Here is a 20,637-nt window from a genome sequence, read left to right as displayed (position 1 = left end):
TCTTTTACGGCGAAGCGGGCGCGATCACCTTGATACCCCATCACTGTTCCAGAGCAACACGGGAACGCCGACGCGACCAGACCTCTCTAGTCAGATTTATCGCGAGACAGTCTGGATTGCCCTCTTGTGGGCGATTATTGCGATCGCGAAGCCATACGTGGCGAACTGGACGACCGTGCCCGCGATCGACTGCCAGGGCAGCGCGCCCTGATTCAGGGCGCTCCCGATGTCGCCCGACGCGGCGGTGAGTCCGAAGGCTGAGATGTTGTTCATGACGTGCAGCGCGATGGGGGCCTCCAGGCCCCCCGTGACCACCGCCAGCCAGCCCATGAGGACGCCGAAGCCGAAGACGTACGCGATGCCCCAGTCGGTGTAGCCGTGCAGGGAGGCGAACGCGGCGGCCCCGAGCAGGATGCCCGGCCATGGGCCTTTCAGGTACGCGCCGAACGCCTGGATGATCCAGCCGCGGAAGGCGTACTCCTCCGCGGCGGCCTGGAAGGGAACCAGAGCCAGGATGACGATCAGCGGGGTGATGAACCTGTCCCAGCCCACCCAGGAGAATCCGAGGTTCTGGCCGGTGACCATGAGGGTGCCCACCTCGGCGAATTGGGCCAGGCCGACCGCCACCAGGGCGACCAGGAGGCACAGGCCCAGCCATCTCCAGCGAATCCGGAAGGCGACCGACGACAACGTCCCGGGTGGGCGGCGCTGGATCGCCCATGCGGCACCCAGCACCAGGGGGATGGCCAGAGCGATCACCCCTAGCTGAAATCCCAGATCCGCCACGGGATCGAGGAAGACGCGCGAGCCGTCCATCGCCATCGGAAGGCCCATGACGAGCGAGAGCAGCCCGGCGAACAGGGCCAGGGCCACCGAGATGAACAGGAACGCGGCCACGATCGCCAGCGTCCCGAGGACGGGCCGCCACCAGCGATGCGCCGCCGTACGGGCCAGCCTGTCGTAGCGCACTCCAGGGGGAGGCCGGACGGCCCATGTCCGGGCCGGCGGCGGCACGTACGGCGCGCCGGGGTGGTAGCCCTGGTGGGGCCACGGCCCGGGCGGCCACTGGTAGGGCGGCGGTTCGCTCATACGTCCATTCTTCGCGCCGCCCCGGCACGGGGCGACGATGCCCCTGGTCATTGGCCTGAAGCCCACGCGGGGCGGGCGTCAGGAGCCGGGCGGCGTGAAGGTCGTGGTGCGGGACATCCCGGCCGCCCGGCCCTTGGCCGAGACCACCAGGGCCATCTTGCGGGACGCCTCGTCGATCATCTCGTCGCCGAGCATCACCGCCCCCCGCTTCTCGACGGTCGTGTAGTACGCGTACGCATCGAGGATCAACTCGGCGTGGTCGTAGTCGTCCTGCGCCGGCGAGAACACCTCGTTGGCGGCCTCGATCTGGGAAGGGTGGAGCACCCACTTGCCGTCGAATCCGAGGGCCGCGGCTTTGCGGGCTACCCGGCGGAAGCCGTCCAGGTCGCGGATCTGGAGGTAGGGCCCGTCGACGGCCTGCAGGTCATTGGCCCGGGCCGCCATCAGGATCCGCATCAGGATGTAGTGGTAGGCGTCGCCCTCGCCGTATCCGGGCGGCTGCTCCCCCACGACGAGCGTGCGCATGCCGATCGAGGCCATGAAGTCGGCGGGCCCGAACACCAGGGTCTCCAGCCGCGGCGAGGCGCCGGCGATGGCGTCGACCTCGACCAGCCCGCGCGCGCTCTCGATCTGGGCCTCGATGCCGATATCTCCCACCGGCAGTCCGGTGGCCTTCTCGATCTGGCCGAGCAGCGTGTCGAGCCAGATCACGTGGGAGGTGCTTTCGACCTTGGGCAACATCACGCAGTCGAGCCGGCCGCCGGCCCCCTCCACGACCTCGATCACGTCGCGGTACGCCCACTGGGTGGAGACGTCGTTCACCCTGACCACGACGGTCTTGCCGGCCCAATCGCCGTCGCGGAGCGCGGCGACGACGTTGCGGCGGGCGTCCGCCTTGGCATCGGGGGCCACCGAGTCCTCCAGGTCGAGGAAGACCTCGTCGGCGGCCAGGCCCTGGGCCTTCTCCAGGAACCTGGGGTTGCTTCCGGGAACGGCGAGAGTCGAACGTCGGGCGCGCATGAGCACACCGTAGCGAGAGACGACCTTGTGGAGCGCCTCCACCCCTTGCCCTCCCCTCTTCGTAGACCTGCTACAAGCCCTGTGCGCGATGTGACCGTCTTTCTCGAGTGGGGCTGATCGAAAACTGTGAGACCGGCACAAAAGCCGTGACGCGATATTGGCGTCGCCCCCGTACGGCTTCCGCCCGTACTCCCCAAAGAATGGGTACCAATCGAGTCAAAGGGAGCCAGTCATGGCAAATGCCGCAGTGGGGACCCGCCCCGCCGTACTCTCCGACCTCATCCCGGGCAGGCTCGCCAGGGACATCGCGCTGATCGCCGGCGCCGCGCTGCTGACCGGGCTCTCCGCCAAGGTCAGCTTCCCCGTGCCGGGGACGCCGGTCCCCGTGACCCTCCAGACCTTCGCCGTGCTCCTGTCGGGCGCCGCGCTCGGCCTGCACCGCGCGGCGATCAGCATGGCGCTGTACCTGCTGGCCGGCCTCGCCGGCGTGCCGCTGTTCGCCGCCGCGGGCGACGCCACGCTGGGCTACGTCGTCGGCTTCTTCCTCGCCGCGAGCGTCGTGGGGGCGCTCGCCGGCAAGGGCGGCGACCGCACCGTCTGGCGCACGGCCGGCACCATGGCCGTCGGCACCGTGCTCATCTACGCGATCGGCGTGCCGTGGCTCATGGTCGCCACCGGCATGAACCTGCCGTCGGCCATCACCGCGGGCGTCGTGCCCTTCCTCATCGGCGACGGCCTCAAGGTTCTGGTCGCCGCGGGTCTCCTGCCGGCCGCCTGGAAACTGACCGGCCGGGGTTAGGCTGCGCTCATGAGCCTGCCGCTGGTCGAAGAAGGAGCCAAGAAGTCCGGCGTCCTGTGGATCGGCCGGCGGCTGGCATGGCACGCGTGGCACGACGGCGCGATCTACGTCGTGACCGGCGGCGGCGAGCAGGAGCTGCCCGGCCTCGTGGAGTCCGCCGAGGTCGAGATCACCCTCCGGAGCAAGGACAACGGCGCCGAGCTCGTCCGCTTCCCCGCCTCCGTCGCGATCGTCGACCAGGCGGCGGAGCCGGACGCCGTGGCCGCCCTCGCCAAGGAGCGGCTCAACGCCCCCGACGCCGCAGGCTTAATCGGCCGCTGGGCCGCCCGGTCCACCGTCGTACGGCTCACGCCCCGTTAGGGGCTTCAGACGCGAACGGTCTCCACGACCGCCGTCGTGGCGTCCTGCGAGAGCCGTACGGTGGCCGTCTGGGCGAGCAGGGCACCGGCGAGCAGGATGACCCCTCCGGCGATCTGAGCGACTCCCAGGTGCTCCCCGAGCAGCACCCAGGCGATGAGCGCGCCGGCGAGCACCTCCAGCGACGCGACGGTCGCGCCGACCGCGGCCGACAGGCGGCGCACCGCCGTCACCCCGGTGATGTAGGCGATCACCGTCGCGACCAGCACGAGCCACGCGGCCGCGCCGAGGACGGGCAGCGAGTGTCCGCCGATGTCCGCCGTCGTGGTGAAGGCGTGCCACGGGATGTTCCACGGGCGTGAGACCGGCAGGAGCACGACCGCCGAGCCCGCCATGCCCCAGGCGATGAGGCCCAGCACGTCCACGTCGTCACCGAACGAATCACTCATCAGGAAATATCCGGCGCAGCACGCGGACGCCACCAGGGCCAGCAGCAACCCGAGCGCGTCCAGGCGGATGCCCTCCCAGACCTGCACCACCACCGCCAGTCCGACGAAGGCGACCACCGCCCCGTAGTAGGCCGATCGCGGCACACGCACCCGCCGGACGAACCGCACCCACACCACGACGAGCACCGGGGAGGCGTACTCGATGAGCAGCGCGACACCGACAGGCAGCCGAGTGATGGCCACGAAGAACAGCGACTGGACGGCCGCCACGGCGATCACCGCGTACGCCGCGAAGAACGGCAGCCGCGCACGCGGCACGCGCAGCGCGCGCGGCCGCACGATCGCCAGGGCCAGGATCAGGAGCACACCCGCTCCCGCCATGCGGATCCAGACGGCTTCCAGCGGCGACAACCCTGCCGCGCCCAAGAACTTCGCCATCGGCCCGGAGAACCCGAAGCAGACCGCCGATGTGATCGCGATCGCAAGGCTGACCGCCCGCATGCTCACCTGCCGATGTAATCAGTGTTAGGTGCTCTTGATGCTGTCATATCGGGATCTGTTCGGGCGACCCGTTAGTTCGCCGGATCTGCCGGCCGAAGGCACACTCTGATCGTTTCGCCTCGCAAATCCGATCTCTCCGGTAAGGTCGCCCGCGCTTTCGCAGCCGCGAAGGTGAGGGCGTCGCAATCGTGGAGGCGAGGGCGTTGCAGCCGCTTCGTACGGATGATCCTCAACTGGTTGGTCCGTACCGGCTTGTCGGGTTGATCGGTGAAGGCGGTCAGGGTGCGGTCTACCGGGGGGTGGACGAGCAAGACCGGCCGGTCGCGGTCAAGTTGCTGCATGCCCGGTTCAGCGGGGACGCCAAGGCCCGTTCGCGTTTCGCGGCCGAGTTGGCCCATGCCGGGCGGGTCGCGGCGTTTTGCACCGCGCGGGTGCTGGACGCCGATGCCGAGGGGGATCGGCCGTACATCGTCAGCGAGTTCGTGGACGGGCCGTCGCTGGCGCAGGTGATCTCCGAGGGCGGGACCTCGAGCGGGCCGGCGTTGGAGCGACTGGCGATCGCGACGGTGACCGCGCTGGCCGCGATCCACGAGGCGGGCATCGTGCACCGGGATTTCAAGCCCAGCAACGTGATCATGGGGGTGGACGGGCCGCGGGTGATCGATTTCGGTATCGCGCGGGCGTTGGACGCGACCGGGACGTTGTCGAGCGCGGTGGTGGGGACGCCGGCGTTCATGGCGCCGGAGCAGATCGGCGGGCAGACGGTGGGTCCGCCGGCCGACGTGTTCGCCTGGGGGTGCACGATCGCGTGTGCCGCCAACGGGGTCACCCCGTTCGGGCAGGACTCGATCCCCGCGGTGATGCATCGCATCCTCACCGGTGAGCCCGATCTCGGCGGGTTGAGCGGGCAGTTGCGGGACATCGTGGCCTCCTGCCTGGCCAAGGATCCCGCCCGGCGCCCCACGGCACGGCAGATCCTGCTCCGCCTGCTCGGCGGCACGGACGCGACCGGCGACACGCTGCTCACCGAAGGAGCCCGCGCCGCCACCCTCCCCATCACCGCCACCCTGCCCGTCTCCTCCACCGAGCCCGTCTCCGGCATGACCACGACGCCGGACGAAACCACGAAACGCATCGAGGAGTCGCCGACCACGCCGCTCGGGCGCGAGCCCGCATCCGACGCGCGGCCGAGCGCCGCCCGCCGCACGGCCGCCCGCATGGTCGTGATCGCAGCCGGCCTCCTCGGCGCGACGACGGCACTGCCGTGGGGAGAGGTCGGCATGCTGCACGACGGCATGTCGATGGTCCTCGACACCGTCGGAGTGCCCGGGATCGCCACCCCATGGGGGATCGCCACCCTGGTCATGGCCCTGGCGGCGGTGGCCGTCGGAATCGCCGACGAGTTCGGCCGCCGCCTGTCCGCCGCCTGGGCGCTCGTGCCAGGCGCCGCCGCCATCGTCTCGGCCGTCATATTTCGGATCCGCCAGGACGACCTGCACACCCACCAACCCCTCTACGGCATGCTGGCACCCGATGATCTGCGTGAATTCAACGCGAACTTTCACATCTCCGTCGTGTACGGGTGGTATGCCGCGATCGCGCTGGCCGTGTTGCTCGCCGTACTGGGGTTGATCTGCCTGCGGCTCCGCCGGTCGTAACCGGCAGAAAGCCCCCACGGCGAGCGCGGGCCGTCACCGCTCGGGCATGCCGCTACGCGTAACCTGACAGCGTGGATCGGATCTTCGTGGCGCGCCTGGCAGGGCTCCCCGTCTTCGATCCGGCCGGAGACCAGATCGGCCGGATCCGGGACGTCGTGGTCGCCCTGCGCGGCCCCCTCCCGCCGCGGGTCCACGGCTTCGTGGTCGAGGTGCAGCCACGCCGCCGGGTCTTCCTCCCGATCACGCGGATCACCAGCATCGAGGCCGGGGCGGCCATCTTCACCGGGAAGCTCAACGTGCGCCGCTTCGAGCGCAGAAACGCCGAGACGCTGGCCATCGGCGAGATGCTCGACCTCGCCGTCGAATACAAGGGCGAGCCGGCCACCGTCCTCGACCTCGCCATGGAACAGCCCCAGCCGTACGAGTGGCTGATCTCCAAGGTCGCCGTACGGCGGGGCACGCGGCGGAGGGGCGAGACGCTCATCGTCGACTGGGACGAGGTCACCGGCTTCGGGGCCACCCAGAAGGACCAGGGAGCCGCCAACCTCCTCGCGGCCTTCGAGGAGATGCGCCCGGCCGACCTGGCCAACATGCTCCACGAGCTGCCGGGCAAGCGGATGGCCGAGGTGGCCTCGGCGCTCGACGACGACCGGCTGGCCGACGTGCTCGAGGAGCTGCCCGAGCGCGACCAGGTGGTGGTGCTGAGCCAGCTCCACAAGGAGCGGGCCGCCGACGTGCTGGAGGAGATGGGCCCCGACGACGCGGCCGACCTGCTCCAGGAGTTGCCCGCCGACCAGGCGGAGACGCTGCTGCGGCTGATGGTCCCCGAAGAGGCCGGCCCCGTACGGCGCCTGCTTACCTACCACGAGGACACCGCCGGCGGCATGATGACCAGCGAGCCGGTGGTCCTCCCGCCGAACGCCACCGTGGCCGAGGCCTTGGCGCACATCCGGCAGCGCGAGCTGACCCCCGCCGTCGCCGCTGAGGTCTACGTGACCAGGCCGCCGACCGAGACGCCGACCGGGCGCTACCTGGGCGTGGCCCACTTCCAGCGGCTGCTGAGAGAGCCGCCGTCGACCCTGCTCGGAGCCGTGATAGACATCACCCTGGATCCGATCCGGCCGGAGTACAGCATCCGGGAGGTGGCGTCCTACCTCGCCACCTACAACCTGGTCGCGATCCCCGTCGTCGACGAGCTCGGCCGGCTGCTCGGGGCGGTGACCGTGGACGACGTGCTCGACCACATGCTGCCGGAGGACTGGCGGGAAAGGCACGACTGACGACATGACCGAGCGCCTCGACCAGCCGCGGGAGCTGACCACCCGGCTGCGGCCCTATTACGACCCCGAGGCCTTCGGGCGGCTCTCCGAGCGCATCGCCAGGTTCCTCGGCACTGCGCGGTTCATCGTCTACATGACCGTGTTCGTGTCGGTCTGGCTGCTGTGGAACTTCCTCACGCCGTTCAAGTTCGACCCCTACCCCTTCATCTTCCTGACGCTCATGCTCTCCCTCCAGGCGTCGTACGCCGCCCCGCTGATCCTGCTGGCGCAGAACCGGCAGGCCGACCGGGACCGGATCCAGTACGAGCAGGACAGGCTCACGGCCGATCGCAACCAGGCGGAGATCGAATATCTGACCAGGGAGATCGCGGGGCTGCGCATCGCGCTCGGCGAGATCGCCACCCGGGAATACATCAGGTCAGAGCTCCAGCGGCTCCAGGAGGAGCTGGCCCAGCAGCAGTGACGGCCCCGGCTCCGGGACGCGCCGACTCACCCGCGTTGGTCGAACCGCGGCAGAGTCCATAGCATGGATTCATGGCACCATCCCCTGAATTGGTAACGGCCGCGCTGGCGACGGTCAACGACCCAGAGATCCGCCGGCCGATCACCGACCTTGACATGGTCAAGAGCGTCGACATCTCCCCGGACGGGGTGGTGCGGGTCGGCGTGTACCTGACGGTCTCGGGCTGCCCCATGCGGGACACCATCACCCGTGACGTCACCAACGCCGTCTCCAAGCTCGACGGAGTCACGCGCGTCCACGTCGACATGGACGTCATGAGCACCGAGCAGCGCAAGAACCTGCAGACCAAGCTGCGCGGCGACCGCGGGCCGGAGAAGGAGATCCCCTTCGCCAAGCCCGGTTCCCTGACCCGGGTGTTCGCGGTGGCCAGCGGCAAGGGCGGCGTGGGCAAGTCGTCCGTCACCGTCAACCTCGCCGCGGCGATGGCCGCGTCGGGCATGAAGGTCGGCATCGTCGACGCCGACATCTACGGACACTCCGTGCCCCGCATGCTCGGGGTCAGCGACCGGCCCACCAAGGTCGAAGACATGATCATGCCGCCGGTGGCGCATGACATCAAGGTCATCTCGGTCGGCATGTTCAAGCCCGAGGGCAACACCCCGGTCGTGTGGCGCGGCCCGATGCTCGACCGCGCGCTGCACCAGTTCCTCGCGGACGTCTTCTGGGGCGACCTCGACGTGCTCCTGATGGACCTGCCGCCCGGCACGGGCGACATCGCCATCTCGGTGGCCCAGCGCATGCCGTCGGCGGAGATCCTCGTCGTGACCACCCCGCAGCAGGCCGCGGCCGAGGTCGCCGAGCGGGCCGGGGCCATCGCGGCGCAGACGCACCAGCAGGTCGCAGGCGTGATCGAGAACATGGCGTGGCTGCCCTGCCCCCATTGCGACGAGCGCATCGCGGTCTTCGGAGAGGGCGGCGGCCAGGCGGTGGCCGACGCGCTGACCCGCACGCTCGGCGCCCGGGTGCCGCTGCTCGGTCAGGTGCCGATCGACCTGCGCCTGCGCGAGGGCGGCGACGAGGGCAAGCCGCTCGTCCTGACCGACCCCGACGCCCCCGCCGCCGCGGAGCTGCGCCGGATCGCCGCCGGTCTCAGCAAGAAGGCGACCAGCCTCAAGGGCCTCAAGCTCGACATCTCCCCCACGAGGAGCTGAAGCCCGGAAGATCAGGCCGGGGAGATCACGTCGCTTCGTTGTCGTAGGGCGGGATCTCCCCGAAACCGAGCTCGGGCTCGGCGGTGTCGACGGCCGACTGCGGAGTGTCGCGCTCCGTGCCGTTCCAGTCGTTCTCGAGATCGTCGAGCAGGTGCTTGCGCACGAAGTTCTTCGGATTGAGATCCGTCGGGTCGAAGTTGGAGAACTCCGGCCCCAGGTTGGCCTGCAAGTCGGCCTTCGCATTGTTGGCCATCTGGCGGAGCTGCCTGAGCGTACGGCCCGCCTGAGTGGCCGCCTGCGGCAGCTTCTCCGGGCCGAAAACGAGCAGGCCGATCACCACGAGTACCAGGATCTCCCACCAGCCCAGTCCGAACACGGTGATCCCCTCCACAACCTACGACTGGGTTCAGCCTAATACTCCCTATTCCGACACCGGACCCCGACATGGCACGAGATTCAAGCGGCCGTCATGAGGGTCGAACCGCCGGAACCGGTGCCGCACCGATCGTCACCGTTGCCGTCTTCATCTGGCCTTCGTGCTGAAACCTGATGGTCACCTTGTCGCCCGGCGCCTTGCTCCGGATGGTGACGATCAGCTCACGGCTGCCCTCGACGGGTTGGCCGTCGACCTCCAGGATGACGTCTCCCGGCCGCAGCCCCGCCTCGTCGGCCGGGCCGCCGGGCTCCACGGACGGAGAGCCGTCGACCCCTGGCCCGATACGCACGCCGGTGCCCTGGTAGCCCTGGTCGATGGAGATTCCGATGCGGGAGGTCCTGGCCACGCCCGTGGTGATGAGCTCCTGGGCGATCCTCCGTACGTGGTTGGCGGGGATCGCGAAGCCCAGGCCGATGCTGCCCGTCTGACGGCCCTGCGACGGCACTACGCCGATCGCGGCGATCGCCGAGTTCACCCCGATCACCTCGCCCACCGCGTTGACCAGCGGGCCGCCGGAGTTTCCCGGATTGATCGCGGCGTCCGTCTGAATCGCGTTGATCAGCGCGTAGTCGGATCCGGTGGAGCCGCCCGCCTCGACCGGCCTGTTCAGGGAGCTCACGATGCCGGTGGTGACGGTGCCGACGAGTCCGAGCGGGGAGCCGATCGCGATGACGGGGTCCCCGACGACCACGCCGTCGGAGTTGCCCAGCGGGAGTTCGGGCGCGGGCACCCGGCCGTCCGGCTTGACCACGGCGATGTCGGAGTTGGGGTCGCGGCCGACGACCCGGGCGGTCGCCGACGTGCCGTCGTTGAAACGGATCTTGATTTCGCCGCCCACCGCCGCCACCGAGACGACGTGGTCGTTGGTGACGACGTAGCCGCCCTTGATGACGAAGCCGGAGCCCGTGCCCGCCTCGCTGTTGCCCCTGACCTCCAGGGAGACGACGCTGGGCAGCACCCTGGCCGCCACACCGGCCACCGAGTCGGCCGGCCGCGCCGTCACGCCCGCGGCCGGGGACACCAGGGTGTAACCGGGCTCGATGCCGCCCGCCGGCCGGGTCAGCAGAAACGTGACCACGCTGGCCGCCCCGCCCGAGACCAGCGCGACGACCACGGCCAGGGCCGTGAACAGGCCCACCCGGGACGGCGGCGGGGACGCCGGCAGGACCTGCGCGGTGAGAACGGGCGGAGGAGGCACGTGCGGGGGCGGAGCGGCCCCATGGGGACCGGAGGCGGCCGTTCCGTCCCCCGGTGGCCTCCACTGGCCTTCGGCCCCCGAGGGAAGGAACTCAGGCCTCTCCGAGCCGCCGGGGTTCAACGTGCGAGTCGGGGGCTGGTGCTGGGCGACGGCGACGGCGACGGCCGCAGGGCCGGCGCCCGGTCCGGTGCCGGGTGCACGAACAGCACATCCGGAGGCGGGACCTGGCGGGCGCCTGGACCTGCCACCATGAAGATCGTCCCGAAGGCCACCGCCGCCGAGGCGACGCCTACCGCGACGTACCCGGCTCGCCTGGCCCTGCCGCCGCGCCGCCCCGGCCCGGAGAACCCGGAGGGGCCGCCCGGCCGGTTGTCGACCGGGGCGATCCCGTGCATGCCGGGAAGGCCTCCGGCGGCGAACGCCGGGTGGTCGGGAAAGGGCCGGATCCTGGGCGGCAAGGGCCCGCCGGGCTCCGACATCCGCATCAGCGACATCGTCAGGTCGGCCGGCATCGCCGGAGGCTCCATCGAGCGAAGGCGGCTCTTCAGCGCACGCATCGCGTCGACCTCCGCGCGGCAGTCGGCGCAGAAGGTGAGATGCGCCAGGGCCCGCTCGCGCTCGCTGTGGCGAAGCTCACCGTCGATGAGCGCGGACACGCGCTCGTTGAGATGACTCACTGTCCCTCCCTGCTGAATGACGGGGGGAACTGATCGCCGCTTCTGTCCGCCGAGGGCGCACGATGCTCCAGCGCCTCGCGGAGCTGGGCCCTGGCCCGGTGAATGCGGCTGCGCACCGTCCCGAGCTTCACGCCGAGCGTCGCGGCGATCTCTTCGTAGGACAATCCCTCGATGTCGCACAACACGACCGCGGCGCGGAACTCGGGCGCGAGCGCGTCGAGCGCCGCCTGGATGTCGGGCTCCAGATGGGCGTCGTCGTAGGCCTGCGCGGGCGAGGGCTCCCTGCCGTGCAGCCGCTCCGCGGCGTCGTCGGCCAGGCCCTCGAAGCGGATGCGCTGCCTGCGCCGCGCCATGTCGAGGAAGAGGTTCGTGGTGATCCGGTGCAACCAGCCCTCGAACGTCCCGGGCGTGTAGCTGGACAGGGAACGGAACACGCGGACGAAGACCTCCTGAGTGAGGTCTTCCGCGTCATGCACGTTGCCCGTCAGCCGGTATGCCAGCCGGTACACCCGCGCGGAATGCGTTCGCACGACCTCCTCCCAGGTGGGAGGTGTCCAGCCGGACACCGGAGTCTCCGCCTGGTGGTCGTGCTCGTCCACCGGCATTCCTCTCTGCAGGATCGTTGCTACAGCCATAGTGCCTGGTTTCGCCCCTTCCTGCGCACCGAGAGCAGAGCGGCCTAAGACAAAGACCGTTCAAAGCGTGCAACGTCACCGTTGTGGCGTGAGTTCCCGTTCGGGGCCGACTCCCCTAGGCTGCGACCTACATGAACCAGGGGAGGGAGAGGCCGATGGCGACTCCGGCCAGCCTGGAATACGCCGAGGACTTCGTCCCCGAGGACGACATCCTGCGAGAGGCACGCCGACGCGGCGTCGAGGTGGGAGCCACCCCGCTCCTGCCGGGCTGCGGAGCGGCGCTCTGCTTCCTCGCGACGGTGGCGAACGCCCGCTCAGTGGTGGAGATCGGCACCGGCTGCGGAGTCTCAGGGCTGTGGCTGCTGCGTGGAATGCGCCAGGACGGCACGCTGACCAGCGTGGACGTCGATCCGGAGCTTCAGCGTATGGCCAGGCAGACGTTCGCGGAGGCAGGCTATGCGGGCAGCAGGACCCGCCTCATCGGAGGCAGGGCCCTCGACGTGCTGCCCCGTCTCGCGGACGGCGGCTACGACCTGGTCTTCTTCGACGCCGCCAAGCAGGAGTACCTCGAATACCTCACCGAGTCGATCAGGCTGCTGCGGCCCGGCGGGGTCGTCGCCTTCGCCGACGCGCTCTGGCGCGACCAGGTCGCCGACCCCACCAGGCGCGACCCGGAGACCGTCACCATCCGCGAGCTCGGCAGGATGGTCCGAGAGGACGAACGGCTCCGCCCGCTCATGCTGCCCTTGGGCGACGGCCTCCTGGTCGCGGTCAAGCTTCCGAACGCCTGATCACCCTGCCAGGTAGCGCAGGAGCATCCGGACGCCGAAGCCGGTGCCGCCCTTGGTGAGCTCGCCGTCCTCGGTGGCCGACCGCGCGGGCCCGGCGATGTCGAGGTGCGCCCAGGGCCGCCCGCCGGCGAACTCCCGCAGGAAGAGCGCGGCCATGACCGATCCCGCCGAACCGGAGAGCTTGCGGTCTACGTTGGACAGGTCGGCGATGTCGGAGTCCAGGTCGGGGCGATAGTCGTCGATCAGCGGCATCCGCCAGAACCGGTCCCCGCTGCTCTCCCCCGCGGCGAGCAGCTCCCCGGCGAGCGACTCGTCGGTGGAGTAAAGCGCGGCGTACGAGACGCCCAGGGCGACCTTGGCCGCACCGGTCAGCGTGGCGATGTCGATCATCACGTCCGGGTCGAGCCGGGCGTCGGCGTAGGCCAGCGCGTCGGCCAGCACGAGACGGCCCTCCGCGTCGGTGTTGAGCACCTCGACCGTGCGCCCGCCGTACTGGGTGATGACGTCGCTGGGCCGCTGCGCCGAGCCCGAGATGGCGTTCTCCGCGCAGGCGATCAGACCGGTGACCCGCACGCGCGCCTGGCAGGCGGCGAGGGCGCTCATCACGGCGATCACCACGGCGGCGCCCGCCATGTCGGTCTTCATCGTCTTCATGCCCTCGCTGGGCTTGAGGGACAGACCGCCCGTGTCGAACGTGATGCCCTTGCCGGCCAGCACGACGTGCCGCACCCCGTCGAGATCGCCCGCGGGGGTGTACTCGAGCTGGACGAACCGGGGCGGATGAGCCGAGCCCTGGCCCACGGCGCGCACTCCGCCGAACTCGTCGAGCTCCGGCCCCTCCCAGACCCGTACGGCCAGCCCGTGCTCGACGGCGACGATCTTCGCCTGGTCGGCCAGCCATTCGGGGCTCTTGATGTCGGAAGGGGTGTTGACCAGGTCGCGGGCCAGCGCGGTGGCGCGGGCCAGGACCTCTCCCCTGCGCACGGCCTCGTCGTCGGCCCCGATGAACACGATCTCCTTGACGGCCTTGGATCGGTTCTTGCCGATGGTGAAGGTGTAGGAGGCGAGGAGCGCGCCCTGAACGAGGGGCGCGGCGTCCGCCTGGGGCGGGACCACGACAGACAAGGACGTGCCCCCCTTGGCCTTGCGCGCCACGGCCGCGCCGGCCTTGCGCAGGGCGGGAGCCGTACAGTCGCCGGTGCCGTAGAGCAGCACGCGGCCCACGCCGTCACCCCGTGCCACGGGAACCTCGATGACCTCGCCGGGTTCACCCTTGGCTTCGTAATGGGCCAACAGGGCGCCCGCCGGCACGGGTAGCTCGACGGAGGGCGCTAGATCCGGCCCGAAGGGCACAGCGAGAAGCTCAGCATCACCGGCAAGCTGCCCTATAACGGCCAGCGTGGTCTCAATCGGCACAAACACCTCCAATAGGGCGGCCCCGGTGCGGGCATCCCGCCACCAGGGCCGAAAAAGTCTTCAGGTCGGGTGACTCAGCCGACCACTGTCTTGAGCGCATCGCCAAGGGCGCCGGCTTCGTCCGCCGAGAGCTCGACGACGAGTCGACCGCCACCCTCGAGGGGGACCCGCATGACGATGCCCCGTCCTTCCTTGGTGACCTCCAGCGGACCGTCGCCGGTCCGTGGCTTCATCGCCGCCATGCGTGTATCCCTTCCCGCGTTGTCGGCCGCCCCAAAGGGTGACCGGCGCATTCACGTTTCTGTGATGTTCTATTATCCCGTCTCCGAGCTCAAAAAGGTAACGGCCCGGCTCCGTTCAGTCGATCAATAAGGGCTCGGGCACATTGTGGGAGAGCGATCCCCGGGCCCACACTGAGAGGGATGAACGCCCGCGCCGCACTGTTCGACCTTTACGGGGACCACCTCCGCACCCGGGGCGGAAGTGCATCGGTGGCCGCCCTCGTACGGCTGATGGCCCCCCTCGACATCGCCGCACCCGCCGTACGGACCGCGATATCCCGCATGGTCCGCCAGGGCTGGCTCGCCCCGGTGCGGCTCTCCCAGGGGCCGGGGTATTCGGCCACCCCCAAGTGCGAGCGCCGTCTCGACGAGACCGCCGCCCGGGTCTACCGCATGGGAACGGCCGTCTGGCGGGGGCGCTGGCACATGCTGGTGCTCGAACCGGTCAGGGACAGGGCCAGGCGGGAGCGCCTGCGGGCCGATCTCACGTTCCTCGGTTACGCTCCGTTGACCGAAACCACATGGATCGGGCCCTGGTCGTCACCGGAGCTGGACACGCTGGACCTGCCCGCCCACCGGTTCGACGCCACCTTGGAAGGCGACCCGCGTGACCTCGTCGCCCAGGCGTGGGACCTGGACGGCCTCGCCGCCGCGTACGAGGATTGGCTGGCCGGCGCGGTCGACCTCGTGGGGACCCTGCCCGGCGACGCACCCGACCACCTGGTCTTCGCGGTGCGCAGCAAGCTGGTGCACGGCTGGCGCAACTTCCTGTTCCGCGACCCGTGCCTGCCCGCGGCCCTGCTGCCGCCGGGATGGCCGGGAGAGAAGGCACGCGTGTACTTCGATCAGGAGGCCGCCCGTCTGCTCCCCAGGGCGGCGGCCTTCGTCGACCGCAACCTGGATGGGAGACCGTGAGATGAGCGTGGACTACGACGTCGACGAGGCCGTCGCCACGATCACCCTCAACCGCCCGGACGCGATGAACTCGCTGACCGCGGCGATGAAGGACAGCCTGCTCGCGACGTTGCGGGAGGCGGCCGCCGACGACGCGGTCCGCGCCGTGCTGCTCACCGGGGCAGGAAGGGCCTTCTGCGCGGGGCAGGACCTGCGCGAGCACGCCGGCAACCTGGAGCGCGGGCTCGGCCTGGCGGGCACCGTGCGCGGGCACTACAACCCGATCGTGCGCACGATCACCTCGATGGACAAGCCGGTGGTCGCCGGGGTGAACGGCGTGGCCGCGGGGGCGGGCGCCTCCCTCGCCTTCGCGTGCGACTTCAGGATCGCCTCCGACAAGGCGAAGTTCGCCATGGCCTTCGCGGGCATCGGGCTGGCGCCCGACTCCGGCGCGTCCTGGACGCTGCAGCGCCTCGCCGGGCCGGCCAGGGCCAGGGAACTGCTGCTGCTCGGCGACACCGTCGACGCCGCACGGGCGCTGGAGATCGGCCTTGTCACCCGGGTCGTGCCGGACGCCGACATGCCCGCCGCCGCCCTCGAACTGGCGCGCCGGCTCGCACAGGGCCCCACCCGGGCCTACGCGGCCACCCGGCGGGCCCTGGACTTCGCCGCCGCCAACACGCTCTCCGACACGCTCGAACTGGAAGCCGACCTCCAGGACGCGTGCGCGGCCACCGCCGACCACGCGGCGGCGACCAAGGCGTTCCTCAACCGCGAGAAGCCGAGTTTCGAAGGCCGTTGACGGTCTCGCGCACCCAGCAGCCGGTCAGATGGTCGTTGACCAGGCCGATGGCCTGCATCAGCGCGTAGGCCGTCGTCGGGCCGACGAAACGGAAGCCGTGCTTCTTGAGCTCCTTGGCCAGGGCCTTCGACCCCGGCGTCACCGCGAGGATGTCGCCCGGGCCCGACGGCGCGGGCGCCGACCAGTCGGCATGCCTCCACACCAGCTCCGACAGCCCGCCCGGCAGGTCGAGCGCTGCCCGGGCGTTCGCGATCGCCGCCTCGATCTTGGCCCCGTTGCGGATGATGCCGGCGTCGTTCAGCAGCCGTTCCACGTCGGAGTCGCCGAACGCGGCCACCTTCGGAATGGAGAACTCGGCGAAGGCCTTGCGGAAGTTCTCCCGCTTGCGCAGGATCGTCAGCCACGACAGGCCCGACTGGAACGCCTCCAGCGTGACCCGCTCGTAGACGCCGTCGTCGCCGCGGACCGGCCGGCCCCACTCCTCGTCGTGGTAGGCGATGTAGTCCTCGGCCGACGTGGCCCAGGCGCACCGGATCACCATGTCTCTTCCGCGTCCGCTCTGTCACCCGCTCTGTCGCCCGCCGCCGCGCTCGCGCTCGGGATCTCGGCCGGAGCCGTGTGGGTCTCCTGCCGCGCCTGCAGCCTGCCGGCCATCAGCTCGGCGACCCGCTGCTCCAGAACCGCGATCCGGGTGTCCCGCTCCCCCAACGCCACCGACATGCGGTGCAGCGCCTGATCGACGACGTCCGTGTGGTAACCGACGAGGCTCAGCGGGAGGCGGAGCGTCATGATGTCCGTGGCAGTCAGATGCCCCGCAGCGGGCATCTCCGTGGGCGGCACATCGGCGGAGAACTCGGCCATTTCACCGCCGTAACCGAGCGAGACCATCGCCGTGCAGGCGATGACGGCGACCCCGGCTATGACGAGTACGACCAGCACATACGAATCGTGCCACAAGTCGCAAGCGTGCGAGCATGGAAGGCATGACCATAATGATCCGCCCGGATGTCGAGATCGACCCGGAATGGGCGGAGGCGCGCTCGCTGCCGGAGGCCTCCGAGCTCGCCGCGGCCGGCCGTACGGTCATGGTGACCCTGCCCGGCGACGAGACGGAGGCGATCGCCGCCGCGGCCGCCTACGCCTGGGCGGGGGCGACGGTCTTCCGCACCACCCACGACGTACGGCAGGCACTGGACATGACCGAGGTGCTGCTCGGCCGCAGGCCCCCGGCCCTCACCCGGCGCGGCTTGGGATGACTGTGACACTGGCCTCGCCTCCGGCGAGGCGGGCTCGGGGCGCCCCTGAGGCGCCCCCTTCCCTCGTCACGTCCTCGCTCGTCCCTCGCTCCGGGCGATCCTCAGTCCAGGAGACGCCGCGCCCCTCACACGACACTGGCCTCGCCTCCAGCGAGGCGCGCTCGGGGCGCCCCTGAGGCGCCCCTTCCCTCGTCACGTCGTCGCCCGTCCCTCGCTCCGGGCGATCCTCAGTCCAGGAGGCGTCAGGACTCGCCGAGCTCCTCGGCGGACGGGCTGAGCTGGGGGACGGGCCGTTCCAGAAGGTCGAACGCCTCCTCCACGGTGGTCGTCCAGGAGATCGCGTCGAAGACGCCGGGCCGGGTGAAACCCTGGTCGTACATGCCCTCGACCAGGGCGCGAAGCGGCGTGTACAGGCCCCAGGGGTCGAGCACGACGAGTGGCCGCTCGTGGATGCCGAGCACGCGCGAGGTCCAGATCTCGAAGAGCTCCTCCAGCGTCCCGATGCCGCCGGGAAGAACGAGGAAGGCGTCGGAGCGGGCGTCCATGATGCCCTTGCGCTCGCGCATGTCGCCGGTGACGATCAGCTCGCCCGAGTCGGTGTCGGCGACCTCGATGTCGACCAGCACCTGCGGGATGACCCCGACGGTGTGCCCGCCGCCGTCCCTGACGGCCTTGGCGACCGCGCCCATGCAGGAGACGATCGCGCCGCCGCTGACCAGTGCGTGACCGCGCCGGGCCAGCTCGGTGCCGACCTCCTTGGCCAGGTCCACGTATTTGGGGTCGATCCTCTGGCTCGATGCGCAGTACACGCAGATGAACACGCTGTCACACTCCTGAAGGACGCCGGTGGGCCTCAAAGGTATCCGGTATGTCCGCTCTGCCGGATCCTCCGGAGATCGGCCCGCCGGACGCTCCCACGGAACAGGACGATCCGCCCTGCCCCCGTCGGCGACCGCGCGGCCGGCCACGAGTCAGAACGAGATCACGGCCTGGCGATGTAATGAAGGATGACGTTGTGCACGTGGTGGCTCTTCTGCTCCCCCCGGAAGTCCACCTCGTAAACGTGCGTGCCGACGTTGATCGCGATCGACCCGGACGAGAAGAAGGACCCGGCCCAGGATTTGTTGCTGACCACGCTGACACTGGTGATCTTCGAGTAGGGGATGCTCGTGATCGCCACCTTCTTGCCCACGAACGACTTGTCCTGGATCACCACCCGGCGGTCGGTGAGCCCCAGGAAACCGGTCCCCGCGCCGATGGCGTCGTAGACGGCGAGGATCTGCTCACCCTGCATGAGACCGCTCTGGACCTGCTGCAGCTGTTCGGGTCTGTCGTGCGGAACGGTTTGGTTCATGCGTGATCCTCATGGTCGATCCACGTCCGGGCAGAGCAGACACTGGCCGCCGGAACTCACGAAGTGATCTCAGAGAGCGAACGACTTGATGCCGTCACCCGAACCGGCCGTTCACGTAGTCGGCGGTGCGCGGGTCCTGCGGGTCGCCGAACATCGCCTCGGTGTCTCCGTACTCGACGATCACACCGGGGGTCCCCTGCGACGCGAGGAAGAAGGCGCACTGGGTGGACACGCGGGAGGCCTGCTGCATGTTGTGGGTGACGATGACGATCGTCACCTCCTGGGCCAGCTCGACCATCGTCTCCTCGATGACCCTGGTCGACGTCGGGTCGAGCGCGGAGCACGGCTCGTCCATGAGCAGCACGCGGGGCGTGATGGCCAGCGACCGGGCGATGCACAGCCGCTGCTGCTGACCGCCGGACAGCCCGCCGCCGGGTGCCCGCAGCCGGTCGCGGACCTCCTTCCACAGCCCCGACTTCGTCAGGCAGCTCTCGACGATGGCGTCCTTGGTGCCCCGGTCGGCGCGGGCGCCGGTGAGCCGCAGCCCGGCGATGACGTTGTCGTAGATGCTCATCGCCGGAAACGGGTTGGGCTTCTGGAACACCATGCCGATGGCACGCCGGGCCTCGGTCAGCTTGCGCGACGGGTCATAGATGTCGACCCCGTCCAGGCGCACCTCCCCGGCCAGCGACGCGGAGGGGATCATCTCGTGCATGCGGTTGAGGATGCGCAGGAACGTCGACTTGCCGCACCCGGACGGGCCGATCAGGGAGGTGATGACGCCTGCCGGCATCGTCAGTGACACCCGGTCGAGCACCTGGTGGTCGCCGAACCACGCGGAGATCTCGCGCGCCTCGAGTTCGGCCAGCGGCGCCTGCTTTGCCGGAGCGACCGCCGCGCCGAAACCCGGTATGAACTCGCCCGCGTCCTGACCGTCGCGGCGCCCGTGAAGCTCGTCGGCGTCGGTGACGCTGGGAAGCACGCTGGTTTGTGCCGCTCCGGTGGCCGGAAGCGTCGTGGTGGCCTCGGCGTCGCTGCCGGTGTTGTTCGTCATGCGGTTCCTCGCTCGTTCGTTCTCGTCGACTCGGGGCGTACGGCTAGAGCATGTTGGGCAGGAGCCAGGTCACCTGGTCGGCGACCTGGAACCCGACGGCCGCTACCGAGGGCACGAAGACGACCCAGGTCTGCCACCGCCCCCAGCGGTTGAACGACCACACGGCGCCGAGGGCGAGGGCCACGAGCACCTGCAGCCATAGGACGAGGGCCCAGAGCGTCGAGGTGTCGGCGGCCATCGGCTCGCCGGCGGGACCTCTCGACAGCGCCGTCGTGACGCGCTGCCCGGCCGGGTAGACCTTGCTGACCAGCTCGGCGTCGACGCGGGCCACACCCGTGGGCATGAAGGCCGGTCCGCGTGCGGTGGTGAGCACGAGCCGGGACTGGCTGGCGCTGGGAGGCGGCGGGGACGGGTCTTTGGCGTAGCGCACGCCCAGCACCCGATAGGTGTGCTCGCCCTGCCCGGTCGTGACGGTGAACGTGTCGCCCGGGGCGAGCTGCTCGATGTCGCCGAACGGCCCGCCGTAGGCGCCCGCCCTCCCCATGAGCACCGAAGTCCCCTGCTGGCCAGGCAGGACCGTGTCGCGGCGGTGCCCCGGACCCTGGACGAGGTCACCGGAGGTCGTGCCCTCGACGACGACCTCGTGCACGCCGATCGACGGGATGTCGACGAGGGCGACCGGCGAGCCTGACGCGAGGAGCCGGCCGTCGCCGTCGATCTCGGACACCGGCGCGGTGCCCTCGGCGAGCTGCAGGCGGAACGTGTCGTACGCGGCGTCCTGGCGCGCCTCGTGGGTGAGCGGGCTCACCAGCAGCAGGTTGACGACCAGCCCCAGCAGGACGGCGGACAGGGCGGCGAGTCCGCTCTGCATGGGACCGAGCCACTGCGGCTGCGGCGCGCTGGGAGGACGCGGAGTCTTCGGCGGCGGAAGGGTACGCGACGGTGGCGCCGGTGGTGGCGCGTCGAGCGCATCGCCGCGTGTGACCGGAGGATGCGTCGCGGCGCGGGGCCGCTCC

25 protein-coding genes are annotated in these 20,637 nt (G+C 70.3%); 10 read left to right on the top strand and 15 right to left on the bottom strand.

What is annotated here, in order from left to right:
- Window positions 1-96: 96 nt before the first annotated feature.
- Both Pth03_RS26565 and Pth03_RS26560 read right to left on the bottom strand, forming a co-directional pair.
- Entirely contained in the window at window positions 97-1,089 is a 993-nt protein-coding gene (locus Pth03_RS26565) for a CPBP family intramembrane glutamic endopeptidase (RefSeq protein ID WP_203947118.1), read from the bottom strand.
- Between the two features lie 78 nt (window positions 1,090-1,167).
- A complete protein-coding gene (locus Pth03_RS26560) occupies window positions 1,168-2,109 on the bottom strand; it encodes an HpcH/HpaI aldolase/citrate lyase family protein (RefSeq protein ID WP_203947117.1) in 942 nt (313 codons plus the stop codon).
- A 232-nt stretch (window positions 2,110-2,341) separates the two neighbouring features.
- Between Pth03_RS26560 and Pth03_RS26555 the strand changes: the two genes are divergently transcribed.
- Window positions 2,342-2,908 carry a biotin transporter BioY gene (locus Pth03_RS26555; RefSeq protein ID WP_203947116.1) on the top strand — a complete coding sequence of 189 codons (567 nt, stop codon included), beginning with the start codon at window positions 2,342-2,344 and terminating at the stop codon, window positions 2,906-2,908.
- Window positions 2,909-2,917: 9 nt separating this feature from the next.
- Window positions 2,918-3,268, top strand: coding sequence for a hypothetical protein (locus Pth03_RS26550; RefSeq protein WP_239119380.1), 351 nt, complete (start codon window positions 2,918-2,920; stop codon window positions 3,266-3,268).
- A 5-nt stretch (window positions 3,269-3,273) separates the two neighbouring features.
- Here Pth03_RS26550 and Pth03_RS26545 read toward each other — a convergent pair whose 3' ends face one another.
- Window positions 3,274-4,215 (bottom strand): EamA family transporter, encoded by a 942-nt coding sequence (locus tag Pth03_RS26545; protein ID WP_203947183.1) that lies wholly within the window; start codon window positions 4,213-4,215, stop codon window positions 3,274-3,276.
- Between the two features lie 188 nt (window positions 4,216-4,403).
- On the opposite strand from Pth03_RS26545, the gene Pth03_RS26540 reads away from it, so the two are divergent.
- From Pth03_RS26540 to Pth03_RS26525, 4 genes are all read left to right on the top strand, one after another.
- Complete coding sequence (locus Pth03_RS26540) at window positions 4,404-5,873, top strand: serine/threonine-protein kinase (protein ID WP_203947115.1); 1,470 nt, start codon at window positions 4,404-4,406, stop codon at window positions 5,871-5,873.
- Window positions 5,874-5,944: 71 nt separating this feature from the next.
- On the top strand, window positions 5,945-7,153 hold the full coding sequence (locus Pth03_RS26535) for a magnesium transporter MgtE N-terminal domain-containing protein (RefSeq protein WP_239119378.1): 1,209 nt from the start codon (window positions 5,945-5,947) through the stop codon (window positions 7,151-7,153).
- A gap of 4 nt (window positions 7,154-7,157) precedes the next feature.
- Window positions 7,158-7,616 carry a DUF1003 domain-containing protein gene (locus tag Pth03_RS26530; RefSeq protein WP_203947114.1) on the top strand — a complete coding sequence of 153 codons (459 nt, stop codon included), beginning with the start codon at window positions 7,158-7,160 and terminating at the stop codon, window positions 7,614-7,616.
- Between the two features lie 71 nt (window positions 7,617-7,687).
- Complete coding sequence (locus Pth03_RS26525; protein WP_203947113.1) at window positions 7,688-8,827, top strand: Mrp/NBP35 family ATP-binding protein; 1,140 nt, start codon at window positions 7,688-7,690, stop codon at window positions 8,825-8,827.
- Window positions 8,828-8,852: 25 nt separating this feature from the next.
- Here Pth03_RS26525 and Pth03_RS26520 read toward each other — a convergent pair whose 3' ends face one another.
- The 4 genes from Pth03_RS26520 to sigE form a co-directional block, all read right to left on the bottom strand.
- Window positions 8,853-9,203: a sec-independent translocase gene (locus Pth03_RS26520; protein ID WP_203947112.1), complete on the bottom strand. Its 351-nt coding sequence runs from the start codon at window positions 9,201-9,203 to the stop codon at window positions 8,853-8,855.
- A gap of 91 nt (window positions 9,204-9,294) precedes the next feature.
- Window positions 9,295-10,461 carry a S1C family serine protease gene (locus tag Pth03_RS26515; RefSeq protein WP_203947111.1) on the bottom strand — a complete coding sequence of 389 codons (1,167 nt, stop codon included), beginning with the start codon at window positions 10,459-10,461 and terminating at the stop codon, window positions 9,295-9,297.
- Window positions 10,462-10,577: 116 nt separating this feature from the next.
- Complete coding sequence (locus Pth03_RS26510) at window positions 10,578-11,138, bottom strand: anti-sigma factor family protein (RefSeq protein ID WP_203947110.1); 561 nt, start codon at window positions 11,136-11,138, stop codon at window positions 10,578-10,580.
- On the bottom strand, window positions 11,135-11,743 hold the full coding sequence (sigE, locus tag Pth03_RS26505) for an RNA polymerase sigma factor SigE (protein ID WP_203947181.1): 609 nt from the start codon (window positions 11,741-11,743) through the stop codon (window positions 11,135-11,137). The genes Pth03_RS26510 and sigE overlap by 4 nt, the downstream gene beginning before the upstream one ends.
- Before the next feature lie 185 nt (window positions 11,744-11,928).
- Here sigE and Pth03_RS26500 point away from each other — a divergent pair, with 185 nt between their 5' ends.
- Complete coding sequence (locus Pth03_RS26500) at window positions 11,929-12,564, top strand: O-methyltransferase (protein ID WP_239119377.1); 636 nt, start codon at window positions 11,929-11,931, stop codon at window positions 12,562-12,564.
- Here Pth03_RS26500 and Pth03_RS26495 read toward each other — a convergent pair whose 3' ends face one another.
- Together Pth03_RS26495 and Pth03_RS26490 are read right to left on the bottom strand one after the other, a co-directional pair.
- The gene (locus Pth03_RS26495) at window positions 12,565-13,857 is read right to left on the bottom strand and encodes a leucyl aminopeptidase family protein (protein WP_308442383.1); all 1,293 of its coding nucleotides are present in this window, start codon (window positions 13,855-13,857) and stop codon (window positions 12,565-12,567) included. It lies immediately after the preceding gene.
- Between the two features lie 197 nt (window positions 13,858-14,054).
- On the bottom strand, window positions 14,055-14,222 hold the full coding sequence (locus Pth03_RS26490; RefSeq protein WP_203883600.1) for a DUF3117 domain-containing protein: 168 nt from the start codon (window positions 14,220-14,222) through the stop codon (window positions 14,055-14,057).
- A gap of 180 nt (window positions 14,223-14,402) precedes the next feature.
- Here Pth03_RS26490 and Pth03_RS26485 point away from each other — a divergent pair, with 180 nt between their 5' ends.
- Window positions 14,403-15,176: a PaaX family transcriptional regulator gene (locus tag Pth03_RS26485; RefSeq protein WP_203947107.1), complete on the top strand. Its 774-nt coding sequence runs from the start codon at window positions 14,403-14,405 to the stop codon at window positions 15,174-15,176.
- Window position 15,177: 1 nt separating this feature from the next.
- Window positions 15,178-15,957, top strand: coding sequence for an enoyl-CoA hydratase-related protein (locus Pth03_RS26480; RefSeq protein ID WP_373318595.1), 780 nt, complete (start codon window positions 15,178-15,180; stop codon window positions 15,955-15,957).
- Here Pth03_RS26480 and Pth03_RS26475 read toward each other — a convergent pair.
- Together Pth03_RS26475 and Pth03_RS26470 are read right to left on the bottom strand one after the other, a co-directional pair.
- A complete protein-coding gene (locus Pth03_RS26475) occupies window positions 15,923-16,498 on the bottom strand; it encodes a DNA-3-methyladenine glycosylase I (protein ID WP_203947105.1) in 576 nt (191 codons plus the stop codon). The genes Pth03_RS26480 and Pth03_RS26475 overlap by 35 nt on opposite strands.
- On the bottom strand, window positions 16,492-16,914 hold the full coding sequence (locus Pth03_RS26470) for a hypothetical protein (RefSeq protein WP_203947104.1): 423 nt from the start codon (window positions 16,912-16,914) through the stop codon (window positions 16,492-16,494). Before Pth03_RS26470 ends, Pth03_RS26475 begins: the two co-directional genes overlap by 7 nt.
- Before the next feature lie 26 nt (window positions 16,915-16,940).
- Between Pth03_RS26470 and Pth03_RS26465 the strand changes: the two genes are divergently transcribed.
- Window positions 16,941-17,213, top strand: a complete 273-nt coding sequence (locus Pth03_RS26465; RefSeq protein ID WP_203947103.1) for a hypothetical protein — start codon at window positions 16,941-16,943, stop codon at window positions 17,211-17,213.
- A gap of 242 nt (window positions 17,214-17,455) precedes the next feature.
- Here Pth03_RS26465 and Pth03_RS26460 read toward each other — a convergent pair whose 3' ends face one another.
- The 4 genes from Pth03_RS26460 to Pth03_RS26445 all read right to left on the bottom strand — a co-directional run bounded on the left by Pth03_RS26460 (window position 17,456) and on the right by Pth03_RS26445 (window position 20,492).
- Window positions 17,456-18,034: an LOG family protein gene (locus tag Pth03_RS26460; protein WP_203947102.1), complete on the bottom strand. Its 579-nt coding sequence runs from the start codon at window positions 18,032-18,034 to the stop codon at window positions 17,456-17,458.
- Between the two features lie 161 nt (window positions 18,035-18,195).
- Window positions 18,196-18,567, bottom strand: coding sequence for a PH domain-containing protein (locus Pth03_RS26455; protein ID WP_203947101.1), 372 nt, complete (start codon window positions 18,565-18,567; stop codon window positions 18,196-18,198).
- 94 nt (window positions 18,568-18,661) lie between these two features.
- Window positions 18,662-19,621: a phosphate ABC transporter ATP-binding protein gene (locus Pth03_RS26450; protein ID WP_203947100.1), complete on the bottom strand. Its 960-nt coding sequence runs from the start codon at window positions 19,619-19,621 to the stop codon at window positions 18,662-18,664.
- Between the two features lie 43 nt (window positions 19,622-19,664).
- Window positions 19,665-20,492 carry a sortase gene (locus Pth03_RS26445; protein ID WP_203947099.1) on the bottom strand — a complete coding sequence of 276 codons (828 nt, stop codon included), beginning with the start codon at window positions 20,490-20,492 and terminating at the stop codon, window positions 19,665-19,667.
- Window positions 20,493-20,637 lie beyond the last annotated feature (145 nt).

The organism is Planotetraspora thailandica, from assembly GCF_016863335.1.
Classification (GTDB): Bacteria; Actinomycetota; Actinomycetes; order Streptosporangiales; family Streptosporangiaceae; genus Planotetraspora; species Planotetraspora thailandica.
This window is presented reverse-complemented; position numbering and strand designations above follow the sequence as displayed.